Origin of the sequence: Frankia sp. CeD (genome assembly GCF_000732115.1) — a bacterium.
GTDB lineage: Bacteria > Actinomycetota > Actinomycetes > Frankiales > Frankiaceae > Frankia > Frankia casuarinae.
The window spans coordinates 14,369-40,787 of the sequence record NZ_JPGU01000030.1; the positions used below are offsets into that span (position 1 = coordinate 14,369).

Sequence of the window (26,419 nt, forward strand, 5' to 3'; positions counted from 1 at the left end):
GGTCGTCCCACATTCCACATTTTTGGGTCTGCGGCTCAGGCGTGCAGCGCGGCGGCCAGCTTTGTCACGCCTTCCACGCCGGCGAGGTTGGCCGAGTCCGACTGCGGGAGGAAGAACACACGGTTGTTGCGGACTGCCGCCACGGTCGGGAGCCGGGAGGTGAGGAACTTGCGGGCCTCGGCCTCGGTTTCGCTGCCGCTGAGCAGATAGACGAGGGTGCCGGGATTCTTGCTGATGAGGTCCTCCACCGACAGCTCACTGAAGTATTTGCCCTTGGGCAGGGTGCCCGCGTAGATGTTCCGCGCCCCGGCGAGCCGCGCGATGTCGGTGTAGACGCCGTCGTAGGTGTAGACGGTTCCCTGGTAGGTGGCGACCACCGCGACCGGGACGGGGTCCCTGCCCTGGATCTTCGTCGCGACCTGGCGGAGCCGTTCGTTGATGTCGGCCTGGACCTGCCTGGCCCGGCCCGGAATGCCGAAGATCATGCCGAGCGCGGTCAGGTCGGTATCGACGTCACGGACCGTCGCCTTGGTGGCGTCGTCGGTGCAGAACCCGCTGAGAATCATCACCTGGGTGCCCTGGGCGGCCAGCTCGGCGATCGTGGGGAGCTGCCGGCCGTCAAACAGATAGCTGCCATCCGCCCAGATCAGGTCGGGCCGGGCGGCGAGCAGCGCCTCCCGGGTCGGTGCGCCGGTACCGAGGGCGGGTAGCTTCGCCTCCGCACTGGCGTACTTCGCCGCCGGTGTGCCGCTGCTGGTGTTGTACTGGCCAACAATCCGGTCCGTCAGGCCCAGTTCGATGAGGAGCTCGGTACTGGTGGTCCACCCGGAGACGACCCGCGCCGGGGCCTCGTCGAAGTGCAGGGTCCGGCCGCAGTTCGCCACCTCAACGGGATAGCGGGTACCGGCCGGGGCCGACCGGGCATCGGCCGCGCTCGCACTGCCCGCGCCGGTGGTCGAACCGGACCCGCAGCCGGTGAGACCGGCGGTAACAACGAGCAGGGCAGCGACCGCGACGCCGGCGCCGAGTTTCTTCATCGGGTTCTGTCTCCTTCCATTGCTTCATCGGGTCATTGCTTTATCGGGATTTCCGCGCCAGCTACCACCGGGGCCGGCTCGTCTGTTCCGGGCAGGCTGGAAGAAGGCAGGCTGGGGAAGGGAAGACTGGAGAAAGCGAGCTGGAGGCGGCCGGTCACCGGGTGGACGCTCCGGTCGGCGCGCACCCCGAACACGCGGCCGATGAGGTCGGCGGTCAGGACGTCCTCCGGTTTGCCCGAACAGATCACCGCGCCGTCGTGCAGGACATAGAGCCGGTCACAGAAGGCCGTCGCGAGGTTGAGGTCATGTAACGCGGCGAGCACGGTGATCCCGAGTGAGCGCACCAACTCCAGCAGGCTCAGCTGGGTGCTGATATCCAGATGGTTGGTCGGCTCGTCCAGGATCAGCACCGACGGTGCCTGCACGAGGGCGCGCGCCAGCAGGACCCGCTGCTTCTCGCCGCCGGACAGCGACGCGAACGCCCGCCCGGCGTGCGCGGCCATGCCCACGGTGTCGAGCGCGGCCGAGATGATCTCATGATCCCCGGTCGAGGTCGGGCTCCACGCGCTCTGGTGGGGGGTCCGCCCGGTCGCGACCACCTCAAGGACGGTGAAGTCAAAGCCATCGGGGNTTTCCTGCGCCAGGGCCGCGACCCGCCGCGCCGACTGGCGCGGGGTGAGGTCCCTGACCAGGTCAGTTCCGTCGAGCAGCACCGCACCGGACGTCGGCCGCACCACCCGGTAGACCGTCTTCAGCACGGTCGACTTCCCGCTGCCGTTCGGACCGACCAGGCCGACGAAGGCGCCGGGGGGACAGCCGACCGTCAGGTCGCGCACGATCTGTACCCCGTCGGCGACGACACCCAGACCTTCCAGGCGAAGGCCCGTCACGAGGCACCACTCGCCCGTCCCGACCGGCGCAGCAGCACGAGGAAGAAGGGCACCCCGGCGACCGCGGTGATAATGCTCAACGGCAGCTCCAACGGCCGGGCCACGACCCGGCCGAGGAGATCGGCCAGCACGAGGAACGTTCCGCCCAGCAGCGCCGTTACCGGGAGCAGCCGCCGGTGGTCCGACCCGATAAGCATCCGCACGCAGTGCGGCGCAATGAGGCCGACGAACGCGACACCGCCGGCGACGGAGATGACGGACGCTGTCAGAGCGGCGGTGACGATCAGCAGCTGGGTCCGCAGCCGGCTGACCGGGATCCCCAGCGAGGCGGCGGCCTCATCACCGAGCAGCAAGGCATTCAACGACCGGGCCTGCGCCAGCAGCCACAGCGTCGCGGCCACGACGATGCACGCGGGCAGCCCCAGTGTGTCCCACTCGGCCCCCGACACCGTTCCCAGCAGCCAGAACAGCACCGCGGCGAGTTGGTTCGAGCCGACCCGCAACTGCAGGTAGCTGGTGCCAGCCTGGAACAGATAGGTCAGCGCCACCCCCGCGAGCAGCAGCCGTTGCGGGTCCAGGTAACCGCGCCTACGCCCTAACGCGATCACGAGAGCCAGGGTGAGAACGGCACCGATGAACGCCGCCCCCGACACCCCCACCGCCGCGGCAAGCCCCGACGACGAGACCCCTCCCAGGGTGAGGACAGCGACCGCGGCGACGGAGGCNCCCGAGGACACGCCCAGCACATACGGATCGGCGAGGGGGTTACGCNCCACCGCCTGCAGCACGGCTCCGGCCACGGCCAGGCCCGCACCCACCACGAACGCCAGCAACACCCGCGGCGTCCGCACCTGCCAGATAATCTGATCGTTGATCATCGAGGACTGAGCACCGTTGCCGGTCAGATGAGCCACGACGCTGGACCACACCTCACCGGGAGGCACCGATACCGAACCCACGCCGATCGCTGCCCCAACAACGATCGGTGTCGCCAGCACCAGGGCGAGCAGAGTGATCAAGAATCTGCCGCGCGCGCCGCGCGCCGTGCGCGGCAGCACGGCGCAGGCAGTGACCGCGGGCATCCCGCGGGCGGGTCGAAGCGCCGCCACCGCCCGCAGCCGTACCGCGTCCGCGGCACCCACGGATGGCGTCGGCGTGGCACGTACCGACGTAGGTTGATCGATGGACAGCGGATGCCCCCGTTGACTCAAACGAAACGAAAACGATTTTCGTTTCGTTTGGGCAAGCTAACAGCCCTGCGCGGGCTCCGTCAACGGTTCTGTAGGGGGCAGGAGAGGATACCCGCTCGTCGTGGTCGGGTGGTCACCATCATCCGGCGACTACTCGACCGGGATCATTCCTCCGCTCTGCCGCTGCCACAGCNGGTGGTAGCNCCCCCGCCGCTCGAGCAGCTCGCGATGGGACCCCTGCTCCACGACGCGGCCGTCGTCGAGGACGACGATGCGGTCCATGTGCAGCAGGGTCGACAGCCGGTGCGCGACGGCGATCACCGTCTTGTCTCGCCACAGGTTCTCGAGTGCGTTCTGGACGAGTACCTCGCTCTCGCTGTCCAGCGCGCTCGTCGCCTCGTCCAGAATGAGGATGGGTTTGTCGTCCAGGAAGGCGCGGGCAATGGCGATCCGCTGCCGTTGCCCGGTCGAGAGTTTGATGCCACGTTCCCCGACGACGGTGTCGTAACCGTCGGGCGCCCGCGAGATGAAGCTGTGCGCGTGGGCCCGCAGCGCCGCCGCCTCCACCTGCGCCTGGGTCACCGGGCCCGCGGTCCCGTAGACGATGTTGTCCCGGATGGACCGGTGGAAGAGGGTGGTGTCCTGCGGAACGTAGGAGATACCCCGAGCGAGCTGGCGGTTGGACACCGGAACACCGTCCACGGCGACCATGCCCGGTGGGAGCGGGTAGTAGCCTAGCAACAGCTTGATGAACGTCGTCTTGCCGCTTCCGCTGCGACCCACGATGCCGATCTTTTCGCCCCGCTCGATGGCCAGGTCGATGCCCGCGAGCACGAGGTTCCGGTCGTTCTCGGGATAGGCGAACGACAGGCCCTGGAACTGCAGCCGACCGGAAACCGCGGGAAGAACCGCAGGACGGCCTGAACCAGCTGAACCGGCTGAATTATCCGGACTGGCCGAATTATCCGGACCGGCTGACAGGATGTTCCGACCGGCGAAGAGGTAGTGGTAGGCCTCCTCGATGCGGGCGAGTCGGAGATTGAGCTGCGCAATCTCCCACACCGTCCCCCAGATAAAGTCGGAGAAGAGGACCAGCGCGGAGAGAAAGGTCGTGAACTGGGCCAGGCTCATCTCACCGTGGAGGAATAGATACAGGTTGAGGACGATCGACACCGGCCAGACGAGGTACCGGACCACGAGGCTCATCGAGGTCCAGAACACAATGCTCCAGAAGGACGAGCGATACGCGGCGGCGATGACCCGGCGACGACGCCGGCGGACCCGCTCGTACTCGGCCTCCTCCTGGAGGAACGACTTCACGCTCACGAAGTTCGAGATGACGTCGATCACGTAACCGTCCATCTCCGAGACCTCGTCCGCGAGCCGCTTCTCCGCGCGGGCCGAACGACGGACGGTGTGCCTGCCAACAAGAAGCATGATCGCGACGGAACCCAGGAAGGTCAGGCCCGAGTAAAGGTTAACCGAAAACATGATCATTAGGATCGCCGGAACCTTGACCAGCTGTTCGACGTACGTGAAGCACGCCGTCTCGAGGATCTCTCGGAACTCGCGGCCGAGCGTGCTCACATAGCTGCTGATCTTTCCGGTGAACTTGCCGACGAAGTATGGATATCGCTCGTTTATGACATTTCCAAAGAGAATGTTCTCGTATTCGTAGCCCCGGTGGTTGAGTAGCCGGAGATACAGCACCTCGGCACCACGCCAGGTCAGGTCATGGCCGATGTTGCACGCGAGAAGGACGCCGGCGTACAGGTACGCGTCGTGGGTCTGTACCGGGGCGCTGGCGAGAGCCTGCACGAGAAGGCCGATGAGGACCGGTATCACGGCGAGCAGGCTGTTGGACAGGACGAAGACACCGACGACCAGGAGAGCCGGCCCCTTGAAGGTCGCGACGAAACGCAGATAGGAACGCAGGGCGGCATGCCGCTCCACCCGGCGGGAAACGAGGTTGTCCACGGCGGTGCCGACATCGTCCAGGCCGGTGCCGTTTTGACCGGCGCCACGGGAACCGATGCCAGGCGACCGTATCTCCTGATGCGGAACCCCGCCGGCCACGCTGTCCATGCCGAGATGATGACAGGCGACCGGCCGGGCCCGCACCTTGTTTTTGACCAGGGGAACGGCCGCGTCCGCACCGAAGCTCACGAGGGCCTGGCCGTCACATGCGCCGGCCCGATGTACTGTGCTCTGGCACGAGACGTGTCGGACGCGCAGAACGTCCGATCCAGTGGTGCGCCGCTACCGAGGTGTAACCGACAGGAGAAATGCTGACGGTGGCCCGGTGCGTGGCCATCGGATATCCCGAGGGAAAGGGACGTCGAGTGGCTCGCCGCCGTTACTTCCACCTGCTGAGCGCGCTTGCCATCGCCGGACTGGCGGTCGCCTGTTCCGGCGCTGGTGGCACGGAGTCCGGCGCGGGACGCTCCCCGGCGCTCGCGCGGGAGCTGGCGGAGGCCGCGGTCGCCGCCCCGGACGCCTCTCGCCTCCCGATCCTGTTCGTGCACGGCAGCCTTGGGTCGGGCAGCCTCTTCGAGACACCGGCGCAACGATTCACCGCAAACGGCTATCCCGTCGACTACGTCGAGGCCTTCGACTACGATGCGTCGTCCTCGGCCAACTCCGTCGAGGAGGTCCTTCCGGACCTCGATGCGAAGATCGCTAGTATCCTCAAGGCAACCGGGGCGAAGAAGCTCGATCTGGTGGCACATCTCGAGGGCGCCGCGCTAAGCGAGCGGTACCTGACCAGCTCATCCGACCGGGCGAACCGGGTCGCGCACTACGTCACCGTCGGAGGCTCGCTCGCGGGTAGACCCCCGGCCGGAGTGCCCACCCTGGCGGTCTGGGGCGAGAACGATCCGACCCGGCGCGTCGAGGGGGCCGTCAACGTGCGGTTCGTCGACCAGGACCGCGCCCAGCTCCTGACCTCGACGGCCACCTTCAGGGAGATGTACCGGTTTCTCACCGGAACCACTCCGCACACGACCGACGTGGTGCCGAAGCAGGGCCCGATCGAGATCTCCGGCCGGGCCCTGCGCTATCCGATGAATGTCGGTGTGCNGGACGCCAGGCTGGAGGTTCACCGGGTCGACCCACGGACGGGTCGGCGGGGGGCGAACAGCCTCAAAGGTTATTTCCACCTCTCCGGCGACGGATCCTGGGGTCCGTTCCGAGGTGACGGCGCCTCCACCTACGAGTTCGTGATCGTACGCGGCGGGGAACCCGACCACCACTTCTACTACCAGCCGTTCCGCCGCGACGATCACCTCGTACGTCTGCTGACGAGCCAGCCGGGCCAGGAGATCGGCGGCGGGATGGAGACCGGTCCCGGGCACACCGATCTGGTCGTCGAACGCCCGCTCGAATGGTGGGGGGACCAGGGGAACGCCGACGACGTCCTCAGCATCGACGGGAAGAACGTGCTGAACGCCGCCGACGCGCCCCGGTCCAAACTGGCCCTGGGCGTCTACCTGTTCGACCGGAATTCCGACGGCGTCACCCACCTCACAATGCCGATTCCGGCGTATTTCGGGATCGGCTTCATCACCGGCGTAGATGTGTTCATCCCGGCGGGTGAGCGCTCGGTCGAAGTCGCGATGACGCCGCGGGGAAAGACAGCCCACCGGAGCGTTCTCCAGGTGCCCGCCTGGCCGTCGGACCGGCATCGCGTCACTCTGCACTTCACCGGCGAGGGCTGAACGGAGGCCGAGGGTGGCCCTGCTTGGGCAGGGCAGGGCCACCTGTCCATAGCCCCCCGACGGAGGTCTTGGGCGTCGCGCCCGGCCGCGGCTCGGCATCACGCCGGCCCCGCCCGGCGGAGGTCGCGGCTCGACGCGGGGCGGGACCGGCCTGCCACCAAGACTGACGCAGGCGACCGGGATCCGGAAACGTCAGTCAGGCATGCCTTTCTCGTATGGGCCACGAGTCTCGGAAACTTGACCCCCCACATCTGGTTGATCAGTTGTGGTTGGGTCGCTCCCTGACTACCGCTGGACCCCGTTGACCGAACTACCCGGCCGTCTCGGCGGTCGCATCCGCACGGCCTTGGCCGAGGATGTCCCGGCGCGAAACGCCGAAGATCGCGAATAGATGGCCGAAAGCGAAGATATTGGGAGGCGAACCGGTTTACGGCCGCCAAACCGTGCCTAACCCTCCACAGTTGTCCGCCGCGACGGGCCGTCGGACATCGAGGAGCGAGGCGGCATCGGTGGGCATCAGGCCCGGATCGCGCCGCTAGGGCAGCCCGGATCGCCACGGGACGAAGACCTAGTTCCTTGGGTGGAACGAGCTCTTTCCAGGCGGCGGGTGCGCCTCCTGTCACCCCGGCCGGCGGCGACAGCACGCCACCAGCAGCCGTCGCTGTCCGCAAGGAGTCAGACACGACATCCGCCTTACCANAAAANCCCGNAAAGATNGGGNAAACCGCCGATCCCGCGCTGTCGGATACCCGACAGTCGAGCATTCAGCCGGACATCTGTGCCCGTTTGACATGGCGTCGTTATCCTGATGTGTCGACTGACGGAGGACTGATCGCCCGATTTCACTCCGGCCTTCACCGACCGTACCGACATGGAAGGCCGTTTCGATGTCGTACGAATCTGGACCTTACCGGGTATCGCCCAGGCTGCTGGCCCGGGAGGACTTCCGGGCGGCGTGCGCGACGCGGGACTTCCGCACGGTGTTCCGGCTGATGAAGAAGTACGACGGTGCCAGCCAGAATCGCATCGCATCTCCGGTGGAAGGGCTCAGCCAGAGCAGGGTCAGCCGGATCATGCAGGGCGAGGACCACATCGCCCGGCTCTCCCTGATCGAACGCATCACCGACGCGCTGCGCATCCCGGGCAGTTATTTCCACCTGGCCGCACGGCCGTGGGAGGCGGCACGGGACGTGCGCGAGCCGCCCGGGCCGCCAACGGTTCCGGCCGGATCCGGCCCGACGCCGGTAGCCCACGTCGCGACCCCCTCCGTCGACCCGGCCCCGGCCCCCGGCCCCGTCGTCGCCGAGAGCCCGGGCCGGCTCCCCCCCGGACCGGGGGGCCTGGTCGTCGAGGAGGACCGGGCCGAACTCCGCTACGACGACAGCATGTACGTCGCCCACCAGCGAAGACGTCTTCTCAACGCCGGCAGCGAACCGGTAACCCGGTATCTGATGCGGATATCGGTCGACCGGTTCCCGGGAGATCCGGAACGCTCCGCGCGGTTGTACCGATCCGATCCGCTGCGCTGGGAGGACCTCCAGCTCAGCGCGCACTGTGGCGGCGAGCAGATGGCCTGGCAGGTCAAGACCGACTGGGACGCGCTCAAGGAGGTCTGGCTGCTCTTCGAGAACAGCCGAGGACGATTTCCGCTCTATCCCGGCGAATCGGCGTGGATCAACTACAGCTACCAGGTAAGCAGGGAGAAGTGGGGGCCGTGGTTCCAGCGTGCCGTGCGGGTACCGACGAGTTTCCTCTCGGTGCGGCTGGACTTTCCGGCCGAGCTGGATCCCGTGGTCTGGGGCATGGAGACGTCGATGACCGCCGATGCCTTCCCGTTGCGGACCGCAGTCGCCCGCACCGACTCCGGCGACCGGCGGATCTTCACCTGGTCGACCACCGAGCCGCCGCTGCACGCCCGCTACCGGCTGGAATGGAACTTCCGGGCCACCGTGCCGGAACGTGATCCGGCCACGGAGACCGGAACACGTCCCAGCGATCAGATGGCGGCCGTCGGCATCGTGCAGGAGGGTGAGGCGATCCTGCGGCAGCCGGCCCGCCCGTTCGCTCTGCCCAACGAGGCCGAAGACGCGCGCCGGGTCGTCGCCGAACTGTCCTCCGCCCTCGAACGGGTGTCCGCCCTGCACACCTTCGGCAAGGGCCTGGGCATCGCCGCGCCGCAGGTCGGCATCAACCGCGCCGCGGCGATCGTGCGTACCGCGGGCGGCGACACGCTCACGCTGCTCAACCCCAGCGTCATCGAGACCTCCCGAGAGACCGACGAGCAGTACGAGGGCTGCCTGAGCTTCTTCGACGTCCGTGGCCTCGTCCCCCGGCCGCTGGAGCTGCACGTCGAACACACCGATATCGATGGCAACCGGCACATCACCGTCTATCGGCAGGGGCTGGCGCGGCTCNTCGCTCACGAGATCGATCACCTGCACGGTCAGCTCTACACGGATCGGATGCGGGCCGGAACCACACCGATCCCGGTGGAGCAGTACCGGGGTACCGGCTCGGCCTGGTCCTACAACCGCTGACCAACCCGAACGCACCCGCCCCGCGGNCGGCACGTCGGCATGCCGACGTGCCCACGTGCCGACGTGCCGACGGCGCAGCGCCGGGACCGGGTGTCCGACACGGACTGTTAGATCCGACATATGACATGGTTCCCTCGTGCCGTATAGTCCGGAAAGCAGGCGATAGGTGCGGGTCCGCCGGAACGTCGACACAGATTTTTTCGGAACCTGGTTAGAGACTGCCGGCAGCGGGTAGTGGAGGCTCGATCGCCACGCGGCGGAACAGATTCCCCACGCATCGCGTATTGTTTACCGTCAGCGTGACGACCCAGCCACGAACTGGGGATTTTCAGCCCACTGAACAACCTCTAGGATCGGGCGCGCACGCGGGCGCGAAACACCATTAAAAAGATCGGGACAAGTAAGTGGGGTGCACTGTGTGCATCCTCACGTACTCTTGTTTTTCCCGGGTCACTCTCAGCTATGTTCGTTGCCGTGCCGTCACCTGATGGCATGCGTCGGGCGGCACGCCGAATCCTGCCCCCGCTCGACGAGAATCAAACCTTTGGCAGGAGCGGGGGAACCAATTCCGGGCGCCGATAAAAGACGTCCTCGGGGTGAAGCCGCGATGCGCGGCCGGGCATTCCCAGCCCGAACCCGACAGCTCACCTCGCAGGCGTGGGGAAGGGCAACTCAATGTCCAACGCTCGTTCGCTCGCTCGTGGTCTCAACCGCATCAGGCTCGGTTCCCGGGCCTTGATCGCCGCCACCACTCTCGCGGCCTCGATCGGCGGTGGCCTCGCGCTGTCCCAACCGGCCAGCGCGTCGACGAACGCCGACCACTTCCTCTCCAAGGTGATCCCTTGTGAGTCCGGGGGGAACCCCCGCGCGGTCAACTCCATCGGCGCCGGCGGGTTGTTCCAGTTTCTGCCCAGCACCTGGCACGGGGTCGGCGGCAAGGGTCTGCCGCAGCACGCCAGCGTCGCCGAGCAGTGGCAGCGCGCCCGCATCCTGTACGCCCAGCAGGGGACGAGCCCCTGGTACGCCTCGAAGCCGTGCTGGGGTCACAAGATCTGAGCTGCCCGACTTCCCGCGCCAGCCTTCACCGTCCGCGCCCGGCCGGTACTGATCGGCGCGCGGTCAGCAGCCCCGTGTCCCGTCCGGGACACGGGGCTGCGCGCTACGTTTCCCGGTCACGGTTTCCCGGTCACGGCGACGTCGGCCAGCTCAACTTCCGCGGCCCCGCCCGGCGGAGACCCGGCGGACCCACCGATCGGCCGGCTCAGCCGATCCGACGGCGGCGGGCGATCTCGGCCAGCGTGANCCCGGCGGCCNCCCCCGCGTTGAGGGACNCCNCCNCNCCCGCCATGGGGATCCGGACCCTCACGTCGCAGCGCTGCTCGACCAGCCTGGACAACCCGCGTCCCTCGGAACCGATCACCAGGACGAGGGGGTCGGTCGCCATCGTGAGCTCGTCGATGCTCACTTCACTGTCCGCGGCCAGACCGACAACGAACTGGCCGCCCGCCGCGTAGGAGACGAGCGTGCGGGCGAGGTTGGTGGCGCGCGCCNCCGGCAGCNGGGCGGCANCCCCCGCCGAGGTCTTCCAGGCCGCGGCGGTCACGCCGGCGGCCCTACGCTCCGGAACGACGACGCCGTGGGCACCGAAGGCGGCGGCCGAGCGCACCACGGCCCCGAGGTTGCGAGGATCGGTGACCCCGTCCAACGCCACCAGCAGACCCGGAGGGGACGAGCGCGCGCGGGCGAGGAGATCATCCGGATGGGCATACCGGAACGGCGGTACCACGAGGGCGAGACCCTGATGCGGAGCGGTGCCACACATCCGGTCGAGATCCGTGCGGCCGACGTCGGCCACGGCGATCCCGGCCCGCCCGGCGAGCCGGCGGGCGTCGGCGAGCCGCTCGTCGAAGTCCAGCCCGCCGGCGATGAAAAGGGTCGACGACGGTACCCCGGCCCGCAGCGCCTCGACCACCGCGTTGCGCCCGACCACCAGCTCGTCGCCCTCGGTCCGCCGTGGGCGCCCGGCCCCCGCGGAACCCCCCACGGCGCTCGGCCCGGTGGTGGCCGCAGCTGCGACGGCGCGGCCACCATCCCCGCGCCGGCCGGCGGCCGCTCGACCCCGCTCGGCTCCGGCCGAGGCGGAACGGGCCGCCGCAGCCGCCGCCGCACGACGCTGGGCGGGATGGCCGGGGCGCAGCTGCGCGGGCGGAGTGGCCCCACGGCCCTCCAGCGCCTTGCGGCCGTGACCGCCGCTGCCCGTGGAGGCCCCCTTGCGGTGGGAACCGGCCTTGGCGGCCCGACCGCCCTGACCGCCGCGGGCGATCCCGCTGTCCCGGCGAGCGGCGCCGGCCATCAGGACCACCGACCAGTACACGCCCGGGGAATGACCATGTGACCACGGTATACGGCGGACGACACCGGCGTGTCGGGGCGCGCTCGGCGAGAGCTCGGCGGGAACTCGGCGGAGGAGCTCTGCCATGGGCATACCTCGACATGGCCGTTTCCGGGGACCCGGCGCCCTATCCTGAGGGCCGGCAGGCCCACGGCCCGACCTGATGTGGTCCGGCCGCTCCTCACCGGCGTCAGGAGGGTCAGGTGCGCATCGTTCTTCCACCCGCCGCCGGGTGGTCGCGGGCCGAAGACCGCTGGTGCCCCATGGCGAAGGCGGGGAGCCACCTGATCAACATCGACGATCTCGATGCCAGTCTCACCATGCTCGGCGGAGTGGAGGCCTACGGTACCGCGCTCGTCACGGCTGCCGGGCCGCGCGGCACGCCGTCGCGGGCGTTCGGCGGGTGTGCTCCCCGACCTGGCGGTGTCACCGCCGCGGCGGNGACATTNCTGGAGAATGCCCGGCATAGAACGTTGAGCGCCACCTCCCGGCCCGGCGGCCCAGGCGGACCCGGGGAGACGACGTGACGACGCGAGCGGAGGTGCGGGTCATGAGCGGCGGCCGCGTGACCACGCCGATCGGCAGGCCCGGGGTTCCCCGGGATGCGGGGGCCCTGCCACCATCCACCCCCGGCCTTTACGCTCTTTTAGGGTCGCCCGCCGACGATGGCGGGCGCGTCGGATCAGGTCGCCGGCACGGCGATTTACACCCTCGACGTGCCGTGGGGGAAGCTGGGAGAATACATCTCCATGAATGTGTGATGACCAGCTCGACGAGTGCGACCACTTCGGTCGATCATCGGGCGCGCGCCGTCGGTGTCCCGAGACGGCCACGGCGAGCATCGACGACCCGATCGTCAGGGGCAGGAGGCACCCAGCACATGGCTCTGCGCACACCGCCCGCATGCGTTCTCCCGGCTGTTTCCGGCCGCGTCCGATTTCTCCCGGCGGCATGACGGTGGACCTCAACCCGCATGACGACGCCCCCACGGTCGCCTACCAGATCACCGGGAGCGGGCCGTTCGAACTCGACGACGACCTGGGTCGCTGCCCGGTGTGCGCGGCACCGGTGTATGCCGACGACCGGTACTGCGAGGTCTGTGGTCACGGGCTGGAGGGTCCGCACCCCGGCCACGGCGACGCCGACCACAGCGAGGTCGACCTCGGCCAGCTCGCCGGCGTGTGCGACCGCGGCGTCCGGCACACCACCAACGAGGACGCCATGGGCCTGGCCGTCGTGTACGGCACGCTGATCGCGGTGGTGTGTGACGGCGTATCGACCACTCCGGGCTCCGGGCAGGCCTCGGCCGCCGCGGCGGCCGCGGCCATGGCCGTCCTCGCGGATGCGGTGCGTGCCCACGGCCCGGGGCGCCCCGTCCACCACGGCACCCGCCCGTCGCGCGGCGTCAGCCGGGCCGAGGAGATGCTCGACATCCTCGAACCGTCGTATGCCGACTACAAGAAGCCGCGAACATCGCCCCGCGCGGTTGTCGGCGGGTTCTCCCCGGAGGACGCCGAGGCCGCGCTGCACGCCGCCGTCGACGCGGCCCAGGCGACCATCGCCCAACTCAGCGCGGCCGAGGGGCGGATGGCGCCGTCGTGCACGTTCGCCGCGGCCATCGTCACCCCGCCGACCCCGGACGGGCCGGGCATGGTCACAGTCGGCTGGGTCGGCGACAGCCGGGTCTACCTGCTCGGTCCGCGCTGGTGCGAGCGGCTGACCGCCGACGACACCTGGGCGGCCGAGGCCGCGCGCGCGGGGCTCATCCCGGCCAACGAGGCCGAGACGCACCGGCGGGCGCACACCCNCNCCCNCNGGCTGGGCGGCGACGTCGAGGACGTCGCGCCGCACACCGAGATGTTCCCGATCGAGGCGCCGGCCACGGTACTGGTTTGCAGCGACGGGCTGTGGAACTACGCGTCCCGGCCAGACGTGATGGCCGCGCTCGTCAACCAGCTCCCACCCCACTGCGAGGCCATCGACGTCGCCCGCCACCTCGTCGACTTCGCCATCAACTCCGGGGGACACGACAACATCACGGTGGTGGCCGCCCGGGTGGAGGACTGATGAGCGCCTTCGCCGCGGAGGTCTACCAGAACGAGTACCTTCCGGTACCGTACCGGCGCGTGGGGAATCGAGTCGCGCGACTACCATTTGAATGTCCAGGTGCCCGCCCGCGCGCTGGGAACCGAGGCGCTGGCGGCGCGGGTCAGCCTCGTCGTCGACGGCCGGGTGACGTCAAAGGCGCTGGTCCGAGCGGTTTGGACGGACGATGAGACCCAGTGGAGCCGGATCAACGACCCGGTCGCCCACTACACCGACCAGGCGGAACTCGCGGCCGCGGTGCTACGGGGTCTGGAGGCGCGTCGGGCCGACGACGAGGCGACTGCGACACTGTTGCTCGGACGCGGCGCTCAGCTGGCGCTCGCCTCCGGCAACGGAGACACCTACCGCCTCCTACAGAAGGTGGTTCACGTCGACAATGCCACAACAGGTACGGTTCGGTTGAAGAAGAACGTCAAGAAGATCGATGAGATCGATGAGATGGTCCTTGACACACGGTCGACGAGGACCCTCCGGGTGAACCGGTGATCAGGTGAGGGCACGATGCCCTACGGGGCACCTGTCTCACGACCCGACTACTGCGATCGGTGCGGAATTGGGATCATGAGTGGTCAGGAGAGGTACGAATNCCGTCCGGAGGACGGCGGGCGAGCTCCCTACGGAGCAGATGCCCCCGGCCGCTCGGCTGACGGGAACCGCCGGCGTGGGCCAGCCGAGCAGACCGGCCCGGATGCGGACGGTCCAGATGGCTACGACCCGTTGGGCATCCGCCGTTCGCCAGCCGACCTGCCCGGGGTGACGGACCCGCCGCGCGGCGGCGACCCGCGCGGCGGCGACGCGTATGGCGGGNATGGCCGCGNCGGCTACCCCGACCAGTCCCGGGGGGGCCGCGGTTATCAGGAGGACCCCTACGGCCCGCCCGGTGGCTATGATCGTGCCCCCTACCCACGCGGGCGTGACGAGCGGCCGGCCCCCGACGACCGGATCGACCACGGGCGCGATCCCTACGGCCGGGACTGGGGCACGCCGGAGAACCGTGGCGGTTACCCCGTCGGCCGCGACAGCCGCGAGGAGCGCGTCCCGGGCGGCTACCCCGACCTCGATCCCCGCGATCCCCGCGATCCCTACGACCGCGACCCCTACAGCCGCGGCCATGACGACCGGGCCGACCGCGGCGGCTACCCCACCGGCCGCGACAGCCGCGAGGAGCGCGTCCCGGGCGGCTACCCCGACCTCGATCCCCGCGATCCCCGCGATCCCTACGACCGCGACCCCTACAGCCGCGGCCATGACGACCGGGCCGACCGCGGCGGCTACCCCACCGGCCGCGACAGCCGGACGCCGGGTGGATATCCGGATCCGCGGGGCGACCTTGATCGCGAGTCGGACACGCACCGCCGGAGCCGGCGCGACGCCGAGTACGGCTACGGTGCGGACCCGCTGGGCATGGACGCCTCCGCCCCGCCCGCGCCAGCCGGCGACCGGGTCACCCAGAGCCGGGGCGGCAACCCGCGGCACACAACCGACCCGCGGCACACGACCGACCCGCGGCACGCTCGGCCCGGCGCCGACCCGCGGCTGAGTGATCCGCGACTGAGTGATCCGCGGCTGGGCGATCCGCGACTGGGCGATCCGCGACTGGGCGATCCGCGACTGGGCGATCCGGAACTCGGCGGCACCCGCGGCGGCCACGTCGACCCCCGTGACGCGGTCCTCGACGACCCGCGGGCCGGCGCCGGGCGTGGTGCCGGATGGGACCGGGACCGCGCGTCGGCGGGCAGCACCGTCTGGGAGGCCATCGTCGAGGCGGAGCGCGAGTACTACGACAGCGGCGACGACCACCGGGTCCCGTTCCCGACCTTCTACCCTCGTCGGGTCTTCGCCCTGGCCGGCTCTCAGATGCTNGTGGGACGGCGCAGCGAGTCCCGTGGCATCCATCCCGACATCGACCTGTCCGGAGCGCCGGAGGACCCAGGGATCTCCCGCAGCCACGCCCTGTTCGAACTGCTGCCCGACGGCGGTTACGCGGTCCGCGACCCGGGCTCCACCAACGGCACCCGACTGAACGACGAACCGGACCCCATCGAGCCCGGCCAGCCCGTTCCGCTTCGTGACGGGGACCGGGTCTACCTGGGCGCCTGGACGCGCATCACATTGCGCGCCCGCTGATCTACCAGGTCGCCTGCCGCTGTCCGGGGCGGCAGGCGACCCGCCGATCGGATCAGGCCAGATGCCAGCGCTGGCCCTCTGGAGTGTCCTCCACGATCAGGCCGGCGGCTGCCAGTCTCGACCGGATGGCGTCGGCTTCCGCGTAGTCCCGTCGGGCCCGGGCCGCGGACCTCAGATCCAGCACGACCTGCATCGCGCCGTCCAGCGCCGGCCTGAACTCGGCACCTGCGGTGGGCCACTGCTCATGCGGGTCGAGACCGAAGATGTTCAGCATCCGGCGGGTCACGTCCACCCACCCGGCCAGCTCCCGGCTGTGGGCCTTCGACAGCACCTGGTTTCCCTGACTCACCGCGCCGAACAGGGCCGCCAGCGCACGCCCGACGGCGAGATCATCGTCCATGGCGATGGTGAAATCGGACCAGGCCCGCCGCGGAGTGAGCCTCGACTCACCACCCGGCCCGGGAACCGGCACCGGCCGGGCTCCGGCCACCGTCGGCTGCGCCCCTGCCACCGACGAGACGACCTCGTCGGCCGCCAGTGCCGCCGCCTCCCCGGGCCCGCCGAGGATGTCCAACGCGTTGCGGACAAAGGTCTCCACCCGGTCGTGGGCCGCGGTGGATTCCGCCAGTGCCTCGGCGCTGTACTCGAGCGTGGACCGGTAGTGCGCGGAAAGCAGGTGATAACGCAGAACCTGCGGACGGACCGCGTCGAGGGCGTCGGCCACCAGGACGGAATTTCCCAACGACTTCGACATCTTCGTCCCGCCGGTCGTCAGCAGGCCGACGTGCATCCAGTAGCGCGCCATCTCGCCGCTACTGGGCTCGCCACCACCGGGCTCGCCACCACCGGGGCCGGGCGAATCGGCCGAAGCCGCGTTCGACGCCGGGCGGGCCGTGGCGGCGCAGACCGTCTGGGCCCGTTCGTTCTCGTGGTGCGGGAAAACCAGGTCGAGTCCGCCGCCGTGGATGTCGAAGACCGGGCCGAGGTATTTTCCGGCCATCGCAGAGCATTCCAGATGCCAGCCCGGCCGGCCGTCACCCCAGGGGGACGACCAGAACGGTTCACCGGGCCTGGCTGCCTTCCACAACGCGAAGTCGCGGGGGTCGGCCTTGCCGGGCTCGGCTTCCACGGACGGTTGCATCGCGTCGGGTCGCTGGTGGGACAGTGCTCCGTAGTCGGCGAACGCNCCCNCCCGGAACCAGACCGAACCGCCGCTGGCGTACGCGTAGCCCCCCTCCACGAGGGCCGACACCAGCGCGATCATCTCGGGGATGTGACCGGTGGCGCGCGGCTGGATCGTCGGGGGCAGGATCCCGAGAGTGCGGTAGGCGTCGTCGAACGCGCGGGTCTGCCGGGTGGCGAGCTCCCAGACCGAGGTGCCGTCCCGATCCGCGTTGATGATGATTTTGTCGTCGATGTCGGTGACNTTCTGCACGAAGGTCACCGAACGGCCGGACTGCACCAGCCACCGGCGCAGCAGGTCGAAGGGCAGCGCCGTGCGGATGTGGCCCACGTGCGGGGCCGCCTGCACGGTGGGCCCACACACGTAGACGCCCACGTGACCGGGGCGTAGCGGCTCGAATGGCCGCACACGCCGCCTGCGCGTGTCGTAGAGGTGGAGACCCATCTGTCAAGGGTACGGCCCCCGCTCGATCGACGGGACCCAAGGGGAGGGTCAGCCGACCGTCAGTACCCGGTCCGCCACGACCCGGACGACCACCCTGACCTCATCCGGATCATCCCACCGGTACACGTCTCCGGTGTACTTCACCGACAGCCGGTCGATCAGTTCCCGGCCGCCCTCCTCGGTCAGGGTCGCGGTCCCGCGGACCTCGACGTAACCGTAGGGATCGCCCTGGTCGAGGAACATCAGTCCGACCCGCGGATCCCTTGCGATGTCGCGTTCCTTCGCACGTCCCCGCACCGTGGACAGCAGCAGTTCGTCCTCGTCGCGGTCCACCCACAGCACGGTCATCCGCGGCGAGCCGTCGGGCTGGATCGTCGCCAGANCGACGTAGGTCCGGGCGTCGGCAAGGGCCCTCACCGGCTCGGGAAGGCGGTCAGCCATCAGACTCCTCGGGGAGGGGCCAGGGTCGGCCCACCCTCTCATCTCCGCGCCGGCACGCAGTCAGTCGATGACAAAACGGCATATCACCGCCTGACGGGCCCGCCGTCAGGCGCGGATGACGAGCGCGGTCGCGATGGCGGCCAAGCCTTCGCCCCGCCCGGTGAGGCCGAGTCCGTCGGTGGTGGTGGCCGACAGGCTCACCGATGCGCCCAAGGCCACGGACATCGCCTTCTGCGCATCCTCGCGACGCCCGGCCATCCTGGGCCGGTTCCCGATGACCTGGACCGAGACGTTGCCGATCGCCCAACCGGCGGCACCGAGAAGCCGAGCCGTCTCAGCNAGCAGGACCGCGCCCGACGCACCCGCGTACTCCGGTCGGTCCGTGCCGAACACCCGACCCAGATCACCGAGGCACGAGGCGGTGAGAAGTGCGTCACAGGCCGCGTGTGCGGCGACGTCCCCGTCGGAGTGTCCGGCGAGCCCGGTCTCCCCCGGCCATTCCAGGCAGGCCACCCAGCACGGCCGGCCGGCGGCGAACGGATGNACATCGACCCCGACGCCGACCCGGGGCAGGATCACCGTGTTCACCAAGCTGGACGCGGGGGCCTGCCGGCTGATGGGCGCGGCGTCCACGACGGGCTCGTCCCACCGCGGGCCGCCGGTCATCCGCCACTCCGGGCGTCCGTGGACCGGGCACCCGCGAACTGAGGCTCCTCGGACCGGGCGTCCGCGGACCGGGCACCCGCGAACTGAGGCTCCTCGGACCGGGCCTCCGCGGACCGGGCCTCCGCGGACCGGGCGTCGTCCGCGGGGTCGCAGCGGGCGAGTAGCGCCTCGGCGAGCACGAGATCCGCCGGTCGAGTCACCTTGAATGCCTCCTGCGCGCCGGGAATGGTCGTCACCGGCACTCCCAGAGCCTCCACCAGGCCCGCATCGTCGGTCACAGCGATGTCCTCGAGCGCATACGCGGCGCTCAGCACGTCGCGGCGGAATCCCTGCGGGGTCTGCACGGCTCGCAAACCGTCCCGCGGCGGGGTACGCACCACCCGCCCGTCGGCGTCCACCTCCTTGACCGTGTCGGCCAGCGGCACGACGGGAATCACCGCGGGATGTCCGTCGAGCACCGCAGCCGCCACCGCGTCGACCAGCTCGGGGGGCGTCAGCGGCCGGGCGGCGTCGTGGACCAGTACCACGGAGACGTCGTCGTCCACGGCTCGCAGGGCGCGGCGGACCGAATCCACCCGCTCGGCGCCTCCGGCGANCACATACACGTCCCCGCCAAGCAACTGGGCCACGGCATCGACCAGCGTCGGTGGCGCCGCGACGACAATCTGCGTCACCAGCCTGGAGCGACGCAACGATTCCACCGTGCGCACCAGCATGGGCCTGCCCCCGAGGGCTCGCAGCGCCTTGGGAGTACCTCCCCCCAGCCGCTCACCCCGGCCGGCAGCCGGCACGATCGCCGCCACCCGGGGGCTCGCCACCGGCAACCGGTGACCTTCGCCCACCACAGGACCTCCCGTGTGCCATCCGCCACGAGGGCCTGGCCGATCCAGCCGGCTCGGCGCGAGCCGCCGGTGGGCGCAACACCGCCCACCACCGTCTCGACGCCCACTCAGCCGGAACCTGAGTCGGCAACGCGCTCGGGACGGCGGTCTCCCGGAAAGAGAATGCCTTTCCGGATTATCATGCCGTGCCGAATAGATCGCCTGTCGGCCGGACGAATTACGCCTGCGCCAACGAGCCTACGATCATCCGGCGAGAACCTCGTCGAGCATGGCCTCCGCCTTGTCCTCGTTGGTGCCCTCGGCGAGCGCAAGCTCGCTGACGAGGATTTGCCGGGCCTTGCTCAACATTCGCTTCTCGCCCGCGGAAAGACCGCGTTCGCGATCGCGTCGCCACAGGTCACGGACGACTTCAGCCACCTTGTTCACATCGCCGGAGGCGAGCTTCTCAAGATTTGCCTTGTACCGTCGTGACCAGTTGGTGGGCTCCTCGGTGTGCGGGGCGCGGAGCACCTCGAACACCCGTTCCAGCCCGTCCTGCCCGACGACGTCACGCACCCCGACCATGCCGACGTTGTCGGCCGGAACTCGGACAGTCAGATCGCCCTGAGCGACCTTCAGCACGAGATAGAGTTTTTCCTCGCCCTTGATGACGCGAGTTTCAATCGCGTCAATCAGAGCAGCACCATGATGCGGGTAAACAACGGTCTCGCCGACTTGGAACGCCATGTGTCACGTGCCCCTTCCGCCTCTACCAGCGTAACACGCACGCATCGCCGCAGGTCAGACGCACGCTGCAGGTACTCAAGACCAGCAACGCCAGGGTGAGGGACCCGGCGCCGCCTTCCGGCCACCCGCTCCGGAGGACGGACACCCAGGGACTACAGATCCGCCCAGCCACCCGTCAGATCGCCGCGCACCGACATCGAAGATGTCCTACCAGGTAAAATGGGTGACGATCCGGCGGATGTTGGCTGTACGTTGAGCGCGGGCCGCATGGCGANCCCCCGGCGCGGGCCGGCACGGGGTCCCGCCCGGGCCCCGGCCCACCCGATCCNCCCGACCGGTCCCGCCGCGGCACACCGGACACATCGCGACACATCGCTATGTAACGGTCATCTCGTCATGAAAATGGGCTATCGCCACGGAACGGACGGCGCTCGCCGGGTCGCCCGACAGGTCGTGACTCCCCCCACGCCGTGATGCTGCCCACGTCCGGGGTCGCTCGGACCGATCGCCCAGGCCAGCCGGCCCGGATAGGGCGCCGAAATCCGGCCCGAGCGTGCTCCTGGGCCGGATCCGCGGGTCTCGTACCGCCCACAGCCGCCGCACGTGATGCCGGGGGATGGCTAGTGTTAGCCCCGCACGGGTGAGTCGGGAGACGGACCGTCTTAGACCGAATCATCCGGGCACCGGGGGTGACCCCTCCGCACCGGTTACGACGGCCGGCGGTGGAGGCGGCGCCACCGGTGGTCGCTCCCCGGGGCGACCGTCAACCAGCACCGGTGCGCACCCGAGGCACCGGTCTCGCGCAGGAGGAGCCACCGAGCTGTGAGCCGCCGTCTGGGTGCCCGTTTCACGTCAGCCACNCCCGCCGTCGGCGGGGCGTCCGCCGCCCCGGAGTCGGGCCACGACGCCGGCCGACAGTCCACCTTCAGGCGGCGCATCGCCTCCCACCGGATCGGTGTCGCGCTCCTGGCCTCGGTGGTCGGGTCCGCTGGCCTGGCAAGCTGCGCTTCCGGCAACGACGCGGTGACAAACCTCGCCCGGACCACGACCAACAGCGTCTCGAGCGCCGTCGGCAGCATCACGCTACGCAATGTCTATGTGGCAGGCCCGCTGTCCCGGGGAGACTCCGCACAGATCGTCTCGGCGTTCTTCAACGCGGGCACCGAGCCTGACACCATCATCGGTGTGTCCTCCCCCCTGGCGGCGGGCGGCAGGGTCCCGAGCCCCGCCGAGCTGCCACCCGGTTCCGGAAAGATCTTCATTGCCGACGGCTCCGCGCCGACCCTGCAGAACGTCCAGCAGAACCTGTTGATCGGGTCCCAGGTGCCCGTCACCATCACCTTCGCCAAGGCCGGCAGCATCACCCTGGACGTCCCGGTAGAGCAGCCCGCGCCCGGCGCCTCGGCGGCTCCGGGCGCGGTCACCGGGACGCCGCGGGCAGGGCAGTCCGCCTCGCCGTCGGCCGGCGCCACGCCGGCCTCGACGGTCGGCACGACCTCGTCGACTGCCGCTTCCCGGGTCACGTCGGCCCCCGCCGCGAGCCCTGCGGCCGGCGCCACCACCGCGGGCTGACCCGCCGCTGGGCTGACCCGCCCAGCGGGATCCGGCCGGGGTATCCCCATTCGCGGGTACCCGACGCCCGGGAACCCATTCCGCGCGCCGCTGTCGCCGACATGTCGGACCAGCGGACTAACGTTGCGTCCATGGCATCCACTCGCCCGTCGGCCGGCGGTCGCCCGTCGAGTCGTGCGGCCTCAGGCGGGTTCCGGTGTAACAGCTGCGGCTCGGAGTCCGTGCGGTGGGCGGGACGATGCTCGCGCTGCCAGGAGTGGGGCACGCTGGAGGCCCAGGCCCCCGCCCCACGCCGGGGGGCCGGCCTGGTCGCGGGGGGTCGTTCCGCCTCGTCCGCCGCAGTGACGGCACCGGCTCTGCCGGTCATGTCCGTTGACGTGACCGCGACGCGGCGTCGTCCGACCGGGATCGACGAACTCGACCGCGTGCTGGGCGGCGGCCTCGTTCCCGGCGCCGTGATCCTGCTCGCCGGGGAACCGGGGGTCGGCAAGTCCACCCTATTACTGGAGGTCGCGGCCCGCAGCGCCGCCGCCGGTGCCCGCGCCCTGGTCGTCACCGGGGAGGAATCCGCGGCGCAGGTCAGGCTGCGGGCGGGTCGGACGGGTGCGCTGCACGAGGACCTGTGGATCGCCGCCGAGACGGACCTCGGCGCCGTCCTGCGTCACGTCGAGGAGGTCTCACCGGCCCTGCTGGTGGTCGATTCGGTGCAGACCATCTCCGCGGCCGGGGTGGACGGAGCCGCGGGCGGGGTCACCCAGGTCCGTGAGGTCACCGCGGCCCTGATCCGGACGGCCAAGGCGCTGGGACTCGTGACGGTGCTTGTCGGCCATGTCACGAAGGATGGCCTGGTCGCCGGACCACGCCTCCTGGAACATCTGGTCGACGTGGTGCTGCACTTCGAGGGCGAGCGGCACTCCGCACTGCGCCTGGTCCGCGCGGGCAAGAATCGGTACGGACCAGCCGACGAGGTCGGCTGTTTCGAGATGGACGATTCCGGTATCCATGGCATCGCCGACCCGAGCGGGCTGTTCCTGTCCCGGTCCAGCGGCGCGGGGCTGGAGGCGGTGCCGGGAACCTGTGTCACCGTAACGGTTGAGGGCCGACGGCCACTCGTCGCCGAGGTTCAGGCCCTGGTGGCGGAAACCTCGGCGCAGATCCCCCGGCGCGCCGTGTCCGGGCTCGATCCGGCCCGGGTGGCGATGATTCTCGCCGTGGTCGAGCGCCGGGCGAAGGTGCGCTTCGGCCGGGCCGACGTGTACGCCGCGACCGTCGGCGGGGTTCGGTTGGCCGAGCCCGCGGCGGACCTCGCGACGGCCTTGGCGATCGTCAGCGCGGCCAGGGACCGTCCGTTGCCGGCCGATCTCGTCGCCATCGGCGAGGTCGGCCTGGCCGGGGAGGTCCGCGCGGTGGGCTCGGTACGCCAACGGCTCGCCGCCGCGGCCCGGCTCGGCTTTCGCCGGGCGCTCGTTCCGGCGGACCCCGGCCCGGCTCCGGACGGCATGAAAGTCACCGAGGTACCCGACCTGATCGGCGCGATCAGCAAAATGCATGAAACATAGAAAGTGTGTATTTTTCTAACCATATCGGTACTTCACGATGAGGTGGACCCCACCGGCTCCCGTCGCCCCGATAGCATCACGACAGTGGTAATGGGAGACGGTGGGGGAAGCCAAGGAGCTGAGGGAGCCTGATGGCAGGACCACCCGGAGACGACATCTTCCGGGCGACACTGGCCGCGGTCGCGCCCGGAACCCCCTTTCGCGACGGCCTGGAACGCATCCTGCGCGGGCACACCGGCGCACTGATCGTCCTCGGCCACGACAAGGTCGTCGAGGGTCTGTGCACCGGCGGCTTCGAGCTCGACGTGGAGTTCTCGGCGACCCGGCTACGCGAGCTGGCCAAGATGGACGGCGCGATCGTGCTGTCGTCCGACCTGCAGCGCATCGTCCGCGCGGCGGTGCATCTGGTGCCGGATCCGACGGTGCCGACAGAGGAGTCCGGCACGCGGCACCGAACCGCCGAGCGGGTCGCCAAGCAGGCCGAGTTCCCCGTCATCTCGGTCAGCCAGTCGATGCACATCATCGCGCTGTACGTCGCCGGGCGGCGGTACGTGCTGGACGGCTCGGCCGCCATCCTGTCCCGGGCGAACCAGGCCCTGGCTACCCTCGAGCGTTACAAGCTGCGGCTAGACGAGGTCGCGGGCACCCTGTCCGCGCTGGAGATCGAGGACCTCGTCACGGTCCGCGACGCGATCTCGGTGAGCCAGCGGCTGGAGATGGTGCGCCGCATAGCCGACGAGATCGAAGGCTACGTCGTCGAACTCGGCACCGANGGCCGGCTGCTGTCCCTGCAGCTCGAGGAGCTGATGGCCGGGGTCGAGACCGAGCGTGAACTCACCGTCCGCGACTATCTGCCGATCGGGTCGAAGGCGGGGACGCCCGCGCAGGTCCTGGGTGAGCTGTCCGCGATGTCTCCGACCGACCTGCTCGATCTCACCGTCCTCGCCCGGGTGATCGGATTCTCCGGCGGGGCGGACATCCTGGACCGGCAGATCAGTCCACGCGGCTACCGCATGCTGGCGAAGGTGCCCCGGCTGCCACGGATGGTGGTCGACCGGCTCGTCGACCATTTCGGCACCCTGCAGAAACTGCTCGCCGCCGGGGTCGACGATCTGCAGGCCGTTGACGGCGTCGGGGAGACCCGCGCCCGAGCGGTCCGCGAGGGCCTCTCCCGGCTCGCCGAGTCAAGCATTCTCGAACGCTACGTATAGTAACGCTACACACGGTAATGCTACGTGTGGTAGCCGAAGGCGACGGGAGGCCGCCTGCCGCCTCCGGCCGGCCTGGTCGCCTGGCACGATGGCGGGAATGACCAGCCCAGCCAGCACAGCCAGCACAGCCGGCCCAGCCAGCCCAGCCGGAATCAGCAGCGCGTCCGGACCACTGGCCGATCTCGTCCTGGGCTGGTTCGCCGTCTGTGGCCGAGACCTACCGTGGCGCCGTCCCCTGACGAGCCCCTGGGCAATCATGGTCAGCGAGGTGATGCTGCAGCAGNCCCCGGTCAGCCGGGTGCTGCCGGTCTGGGAGGCGTGGCTGGACCGGTGGCCGACGCCCGCCGCGCTCGCCGCCGAGCCGGCCGGGGAGGCCGTCCGGGCGTGGGGCCGGTTGGGCTACCCCCGGCGCGCCCTGCGGCTGCACCAGGCGGCGACCGTCGTCGTCGAACGGCACGACGGCGAGATCCCCCAACACCTCGACGATCTCCTCGCGCTGCCCGGCATCGGGACGTACACCGCGCGGGCGGTTGCCGCCTTCGCCTTCCGCCAGCGTCATCCGGTCGTTGACGTCAACGTGCGCCGGCTGTTCGCCCGGGCCGTCGAGGGAAGAGCCGACCCGCCGGCCACGGTCAGCCGCCGCGACCTGGTCGAGATCGCGGAGCTGCTGCCGCCGGACACCGAGACGGCCGCCCGGGCCAGCGCCGCGTTCATGGAGCTCGGCGCGCTGGTCTGCGTTGCCCGGGCGCCTCGCTGCGCCNCCTGCCCCCTGCTGGGACGGTGTGCGTGGGTGTCCGCGGGCAGCCCGCCGAGCGCGGGACCCGCACGCCGGCCCCAGGGGTACGCCGGCACCGACCGCCAGGTCCGCGGCCGGCTGCTCGCCGTCCTGCGTGACGCCAGTCCGGCGGTGGGTCAGGAGATCCTTGACCAGGTCTGGGACGATCCGGTGCAGCGGACCCGCGCCCTCGCCGGGCTGATCGACGACGGTCTCGTGGTACGGGTGGCGCCGGGCGTCTACGCGCTGCCCAGCTGACGTCCCTGCGGAAGGGCTCAACCCGGATCGGGAACGGCGCGGAAGCGGTAGCCGACCCCGCGGATGCTCTCGATGACCGTCGGCTGGCCGGCCGTCTCGCCCAGCCGCCGCCGCAGCCGCCGCACGTGCACGGCGAGCGTGTTCGTCTCCGTCTGCGCCGAACCCCAGACCTCCCGCAGCAGCGTCTCGCGCGGGACGACCCGGCCCGCCTGTTCCAGGAGCAGCGCGAGCAGCCGGAACTCCCGCGGCGGGACCGGGACCACGGCCCCGTCGAGGCGGACCTCGTGTGCCGCGCGGTCCAGCTGCACCCGTCCGCCGCGCAGCACCTCCGGCTCGCGCATCCGAGGCGGATACGTTCCGGCCCGTCCGATTCCGATGAACCCCACCATCGCGAGGACCTCGGGAACCCGGTACGGCTTGCCGACGCAGGCGCTGGCCCCCGCGTCGAGTCCGGCGGCGGCTCGCGGCCGGTCATCGGGGCCGACCGCGAGGAGAATCGGCACGTCGTCGTGACCGGGCACGCTACGCACCGTCCGCACGACGGTCACCCCGTCCACCACGGGCAGCCGGGCACTGATCAGCAGCGCGGCCGGATGTCGCAGACCGATCTCCAACAGGGCCAGCGCCCCGTCGGCCACCACGCTGACCTCGACACCGTTCTCGACGAAGGCGTCGAGCATGCCGTCGTCGACGTCCTCGTCCGCGATCAACAGCGCCGGGCAGCTCCCCGGCCCGGTGCCCGTCGTC

At 70.2% G+C, this 26,419-nt stretch carries 19 protein-coding genes, 2 pseudogenes and 1 riboswitch; of the genes and pseudogenes, 10 read left to right on the top strand and 11 right to left on the bottom strand.

The features are described from left to right. Positions 1-35: 35 nt before the first annotated feature. From CED_RS15280 to CED_RS15295, 4 genes are all read right to left on the bottom strand, one after another. Positions 36-1,037: an ABC transporter substrate-binding protein gene (locus CED_RS15280; RefSeq protein ID WP_035911702.1), complete on the bottom strand. Its 1,002-nt coding sequence runs from the start codon at positions 1,035-1,037 to the stop codon at positions 36-38. A gap of 32 nt (positions 1,038-1,069) precedes the next feature. After that, a complete protein-coding gene (locus CED_RS15285; RefSeq protein ID WP_035911705.1) occupies positions 1,070-1,927 on the bottom strand; it encodes an ABC transporter ATP-binding protein in 858 nt (285 codons plus the stop codon). Then, positions 1,924-3,069, bottom strand: a complete 1,146-nt coding sequence (locus CED_RS15290; RefSeq protein WP_084588327.1) for an iron ABC transporter permease — start codon at positions 3,067-3,069, stop codon at positions 1,924-1,926. Before CED_RS15290 ends, CED_RS15285 begins: the two co-directional genes overlap by 4 nt. Positions 3,070-3,267: 198 nt before the next feature. Next, positions 3,268-5,202, bottom strand: coding sequence for an ABC transporter ATP-binding protein (locus CED_RS15295; protein ID WP_035911751.1), 1,935 nt, complete (start codon positions 5,200-5,202; stop codon positions 3,268-3,270). Positions 5,203-5,402: 200 nt separating this feature from the next. Between CED_RS15295 and CED_RS15300 the strand changes: the two genes are divergently transcribed. The 3 genes from CED_RS15300 to CED_RS15310 all read left to right on the top strand — a co-directional run bounded on the left by CED_RS15300 (position 5,403) and on the right by CED_RS15310 (position 10,426). Beyond that, complete coding sequence (locus CED_RS15300) at positions 5,403-6,833, top strand: lipase (RefSeq protein WP_235187099.1); 1,431 nt, start codon at positions 5,403-5,405, stop codon at positions 6,831-6,833. 887 nt (positions 6,834-7,720) lie between these two features. Next, the gene (locus CED_RS15305) at positions 7,721-9,370 is read left to right on the top strand and encodes a peptide deformylase (protein ID WP_035911710.1); all 1,650 of its coding nucleotides are present in this window, start codon (positions 7,721-7,723) and stop codon (positions 9,368-9,370) included. 497 nt (positions 9,371-9,867) lie between these two features. After that, positions 9,868-10,043, top strand: a riboswitch (cyclic di-AMP (ydaO/yuaA leader). 2 nt (positions 10,044-10,045) lie between these two features. Continuing rightward, entirely contained in the window at positions 10,046-10,426 is a 381-nt protein-coding gene (locus CED_RS15310; RefSeq protein ID WP_011438600.1) for a transglycosylase family protein, read from the top strand. A gap of 205 nt (positions 10,427-10,631) precedes the next feature. Here the strand turns inward: CED_RS15310 and rlmB are convergent, their stop codons facing one another. Beyond that, complete coding sequence (rlmB, locus tag CED_RS15315) at positions 10,632-11,723, bottom strand: 23S rRNA (guanosine(2251)-2'-O)-methyltransferase RlmB (protein ID WP_035911753.1); 1,092 nt, start codon at positions 11,721-11,723, stop codon at positions 10,632-10,634. Between the two features lie 942 nt (positions 11,724-12,665). Here rlmB and CED_RS15325 point away from each other — a divergent pair. The 3 genes and pseudogenes from CED_RS15325 (at position 12,666) to CED_RS15335 (ending at position 15,995) form a co-directional block, all read left to right on the top strand. Next, positions 12,666-13,829, top strand: a pseudogene (locus tag CED_RS15325) (PP2C family serine/threonine-protein phosphatase). A 45-nt stretch (positions 13,830-13,874) separates the two neighbouring features. After that, a pseudogene (locus CED_RS15330) lies at positions 13,875-14,354 on the top strand (hypothetical protein); the annotation flags it as partial. 75 nt (positions 14,355-14,429) lie between these two features. Next, positions 14,430-15,995 (top strand): FHA domain-containing protein, encoded by a 1,566-nt coding sequence (locus CED_RS15335; RefSeq protein ID WP_235187100.1) that lies wholly within the window; start codon positions 14,430-14,432, stop codon positions 15,993-15,995. A 52-nt stretch (positions 15,996-16,047) separates the two neighbouring features. Here the strand turns inward: CED_RS15335 and CED_RS15340 are convergent, their stop codons facing one another. From CED_RS15340 to CED_RS15360, 5 genes are all read right to left on the bottom strand, one after another. After that, on the bottom strand, positions 16,048-17,622 hold the full coding sequence (locus CED_RS15340; protein ID WP_035911721.1) for a cysteine--tRNA ligase: 1,575 nt from the start codon (positions 17,620-17,622) through the stop codon (positions 16,048-16,050). 48 nt (positions 17,623-17,670) lie between these two features. Then, on the bottom strand, positions 17,671-18,063 hold the full coding sequence (locus CED_RS15345) for a PPOX class F420-dependent oxidoreductase (RefSeq protein ID WP_035911723.1): 393 nt from the start codon (positions 18,061-18,063) through the stop codon (positions 17,671-17,673). A 105-nt stretch (positions 18,064-18,168) separates the two neighbouring features. After that, positions 18,169-18,729, bottom strand: coding sequence for a 2-C-methyl-D-erythritol 2,4-cyclodiphosphate synthase (gene ispF / locus CED_RS15350; protein WP_011438608.1), 561 nt, complete (start codon positions 18,727-18,729; stop codon positions 18,169-18,171). Continuing rightward, complete coding sequence (gene ispD / locus CED_RS15355) at positions 18,726-19,571, bottom strand: 2-C-methyl-D-erythritol 4-phosphate cytidylyltransferase (RefSeq protein ID WP_051868849.1); 846 nt, start codon at positions 19,569-19,571, stop codon at positions 18,726-18,728. The genes ispF and ispD overlap by 4 nt, the downstream gene beginning before the upstream one ends. Positions 19,572-19,814: 243 nt before the next feature. Continuing rightward, the gene (locus tag CED_RS15360) at positions 19,815-20,297 is read right to left on the bottom strand and encodes a CarD family transcriptional regulator (protein WP_006545253.1); all 483 of its coding nucleotides are present in this window, start codon (positions 20,295-20,297) and stop codon (positions 19,815-19,817) included. An 822-nt stretch (positions 20,298-21,119) separates the two neighbouring features. Between CED_RS15360 and CED_RS15365 the strand changes: the two genes are divergently transcribed. The 4 genes from CED_RS15365 to CED_RS15380 all read left to right on the top strand — a co-directional run bounded on the left by CED_RS15365 (position 21,120) and on the right by CED_RS15380 (position 25,672). Further along, positions 21,120-21,869: a hypothetical protein gene (locus tag CED_RS15365; protein WP_011438611.1), complete on the top strand. Its 750-nt coding sequence runs from the start codon at positions 21,120-21,122 to the stop codon at positions 21,867-21,869. Between the two features lie 101 nt (positions 21,870-21,970). Beyond that, a complete protein-coding gene (gene radA / locus CED_RS15370) occupies positions 21,971-23,428 on the top strand; it encodes a DNA repair protein RadA (protein WP_011438612.1) in 1,458 nt (485 codons plus the stop codon). A 131-nt stretch (positions 23,429-23,559) separates the two neighbouring features. Beyond that, positions 23,560-24,639 carry a DNA integrity scanning diadenylate cyclase DisA gene (gene disA / locus CED_RS15375; protein ID WP_035911728.1) on the top strand — a complete coding sequence of 360 codons (1,080 nt, stop codon included), beginning with the start codon at positions 23,560-23,562 and terminating at the stop codon, positions 24,637-24,639. Positions 24,640-24,727: 88 nt separating this feature from the next. Further along, positions 24,728-25,672, top strand: coding sequence for an A/G-specific adenine glycosylase (locus CED_RS15380; protein ID WP_035911730.1), 945 nt, complete (start codon positions 24,728-24,730; stop codon positions 25,670-25,672). Between the two features lie 17 nt (positions 25,673-25,689). On the opposite strand, the gene CED_RS15385 is transcribed toward CED_RS15380, so the two are convergent. Further along, positions 25,690-26,382, bottom strand: a complete 693-nt coding sequence (locus CED_RS15385; RefSeq protein ID WP_308726834.1) for a response regulator transcription factor — start codon at positions 26,380-26,382, stop codon at positions 25,690-25,692. Positions 26,383-26,419 lie beyond the last annotated feature (37 nt).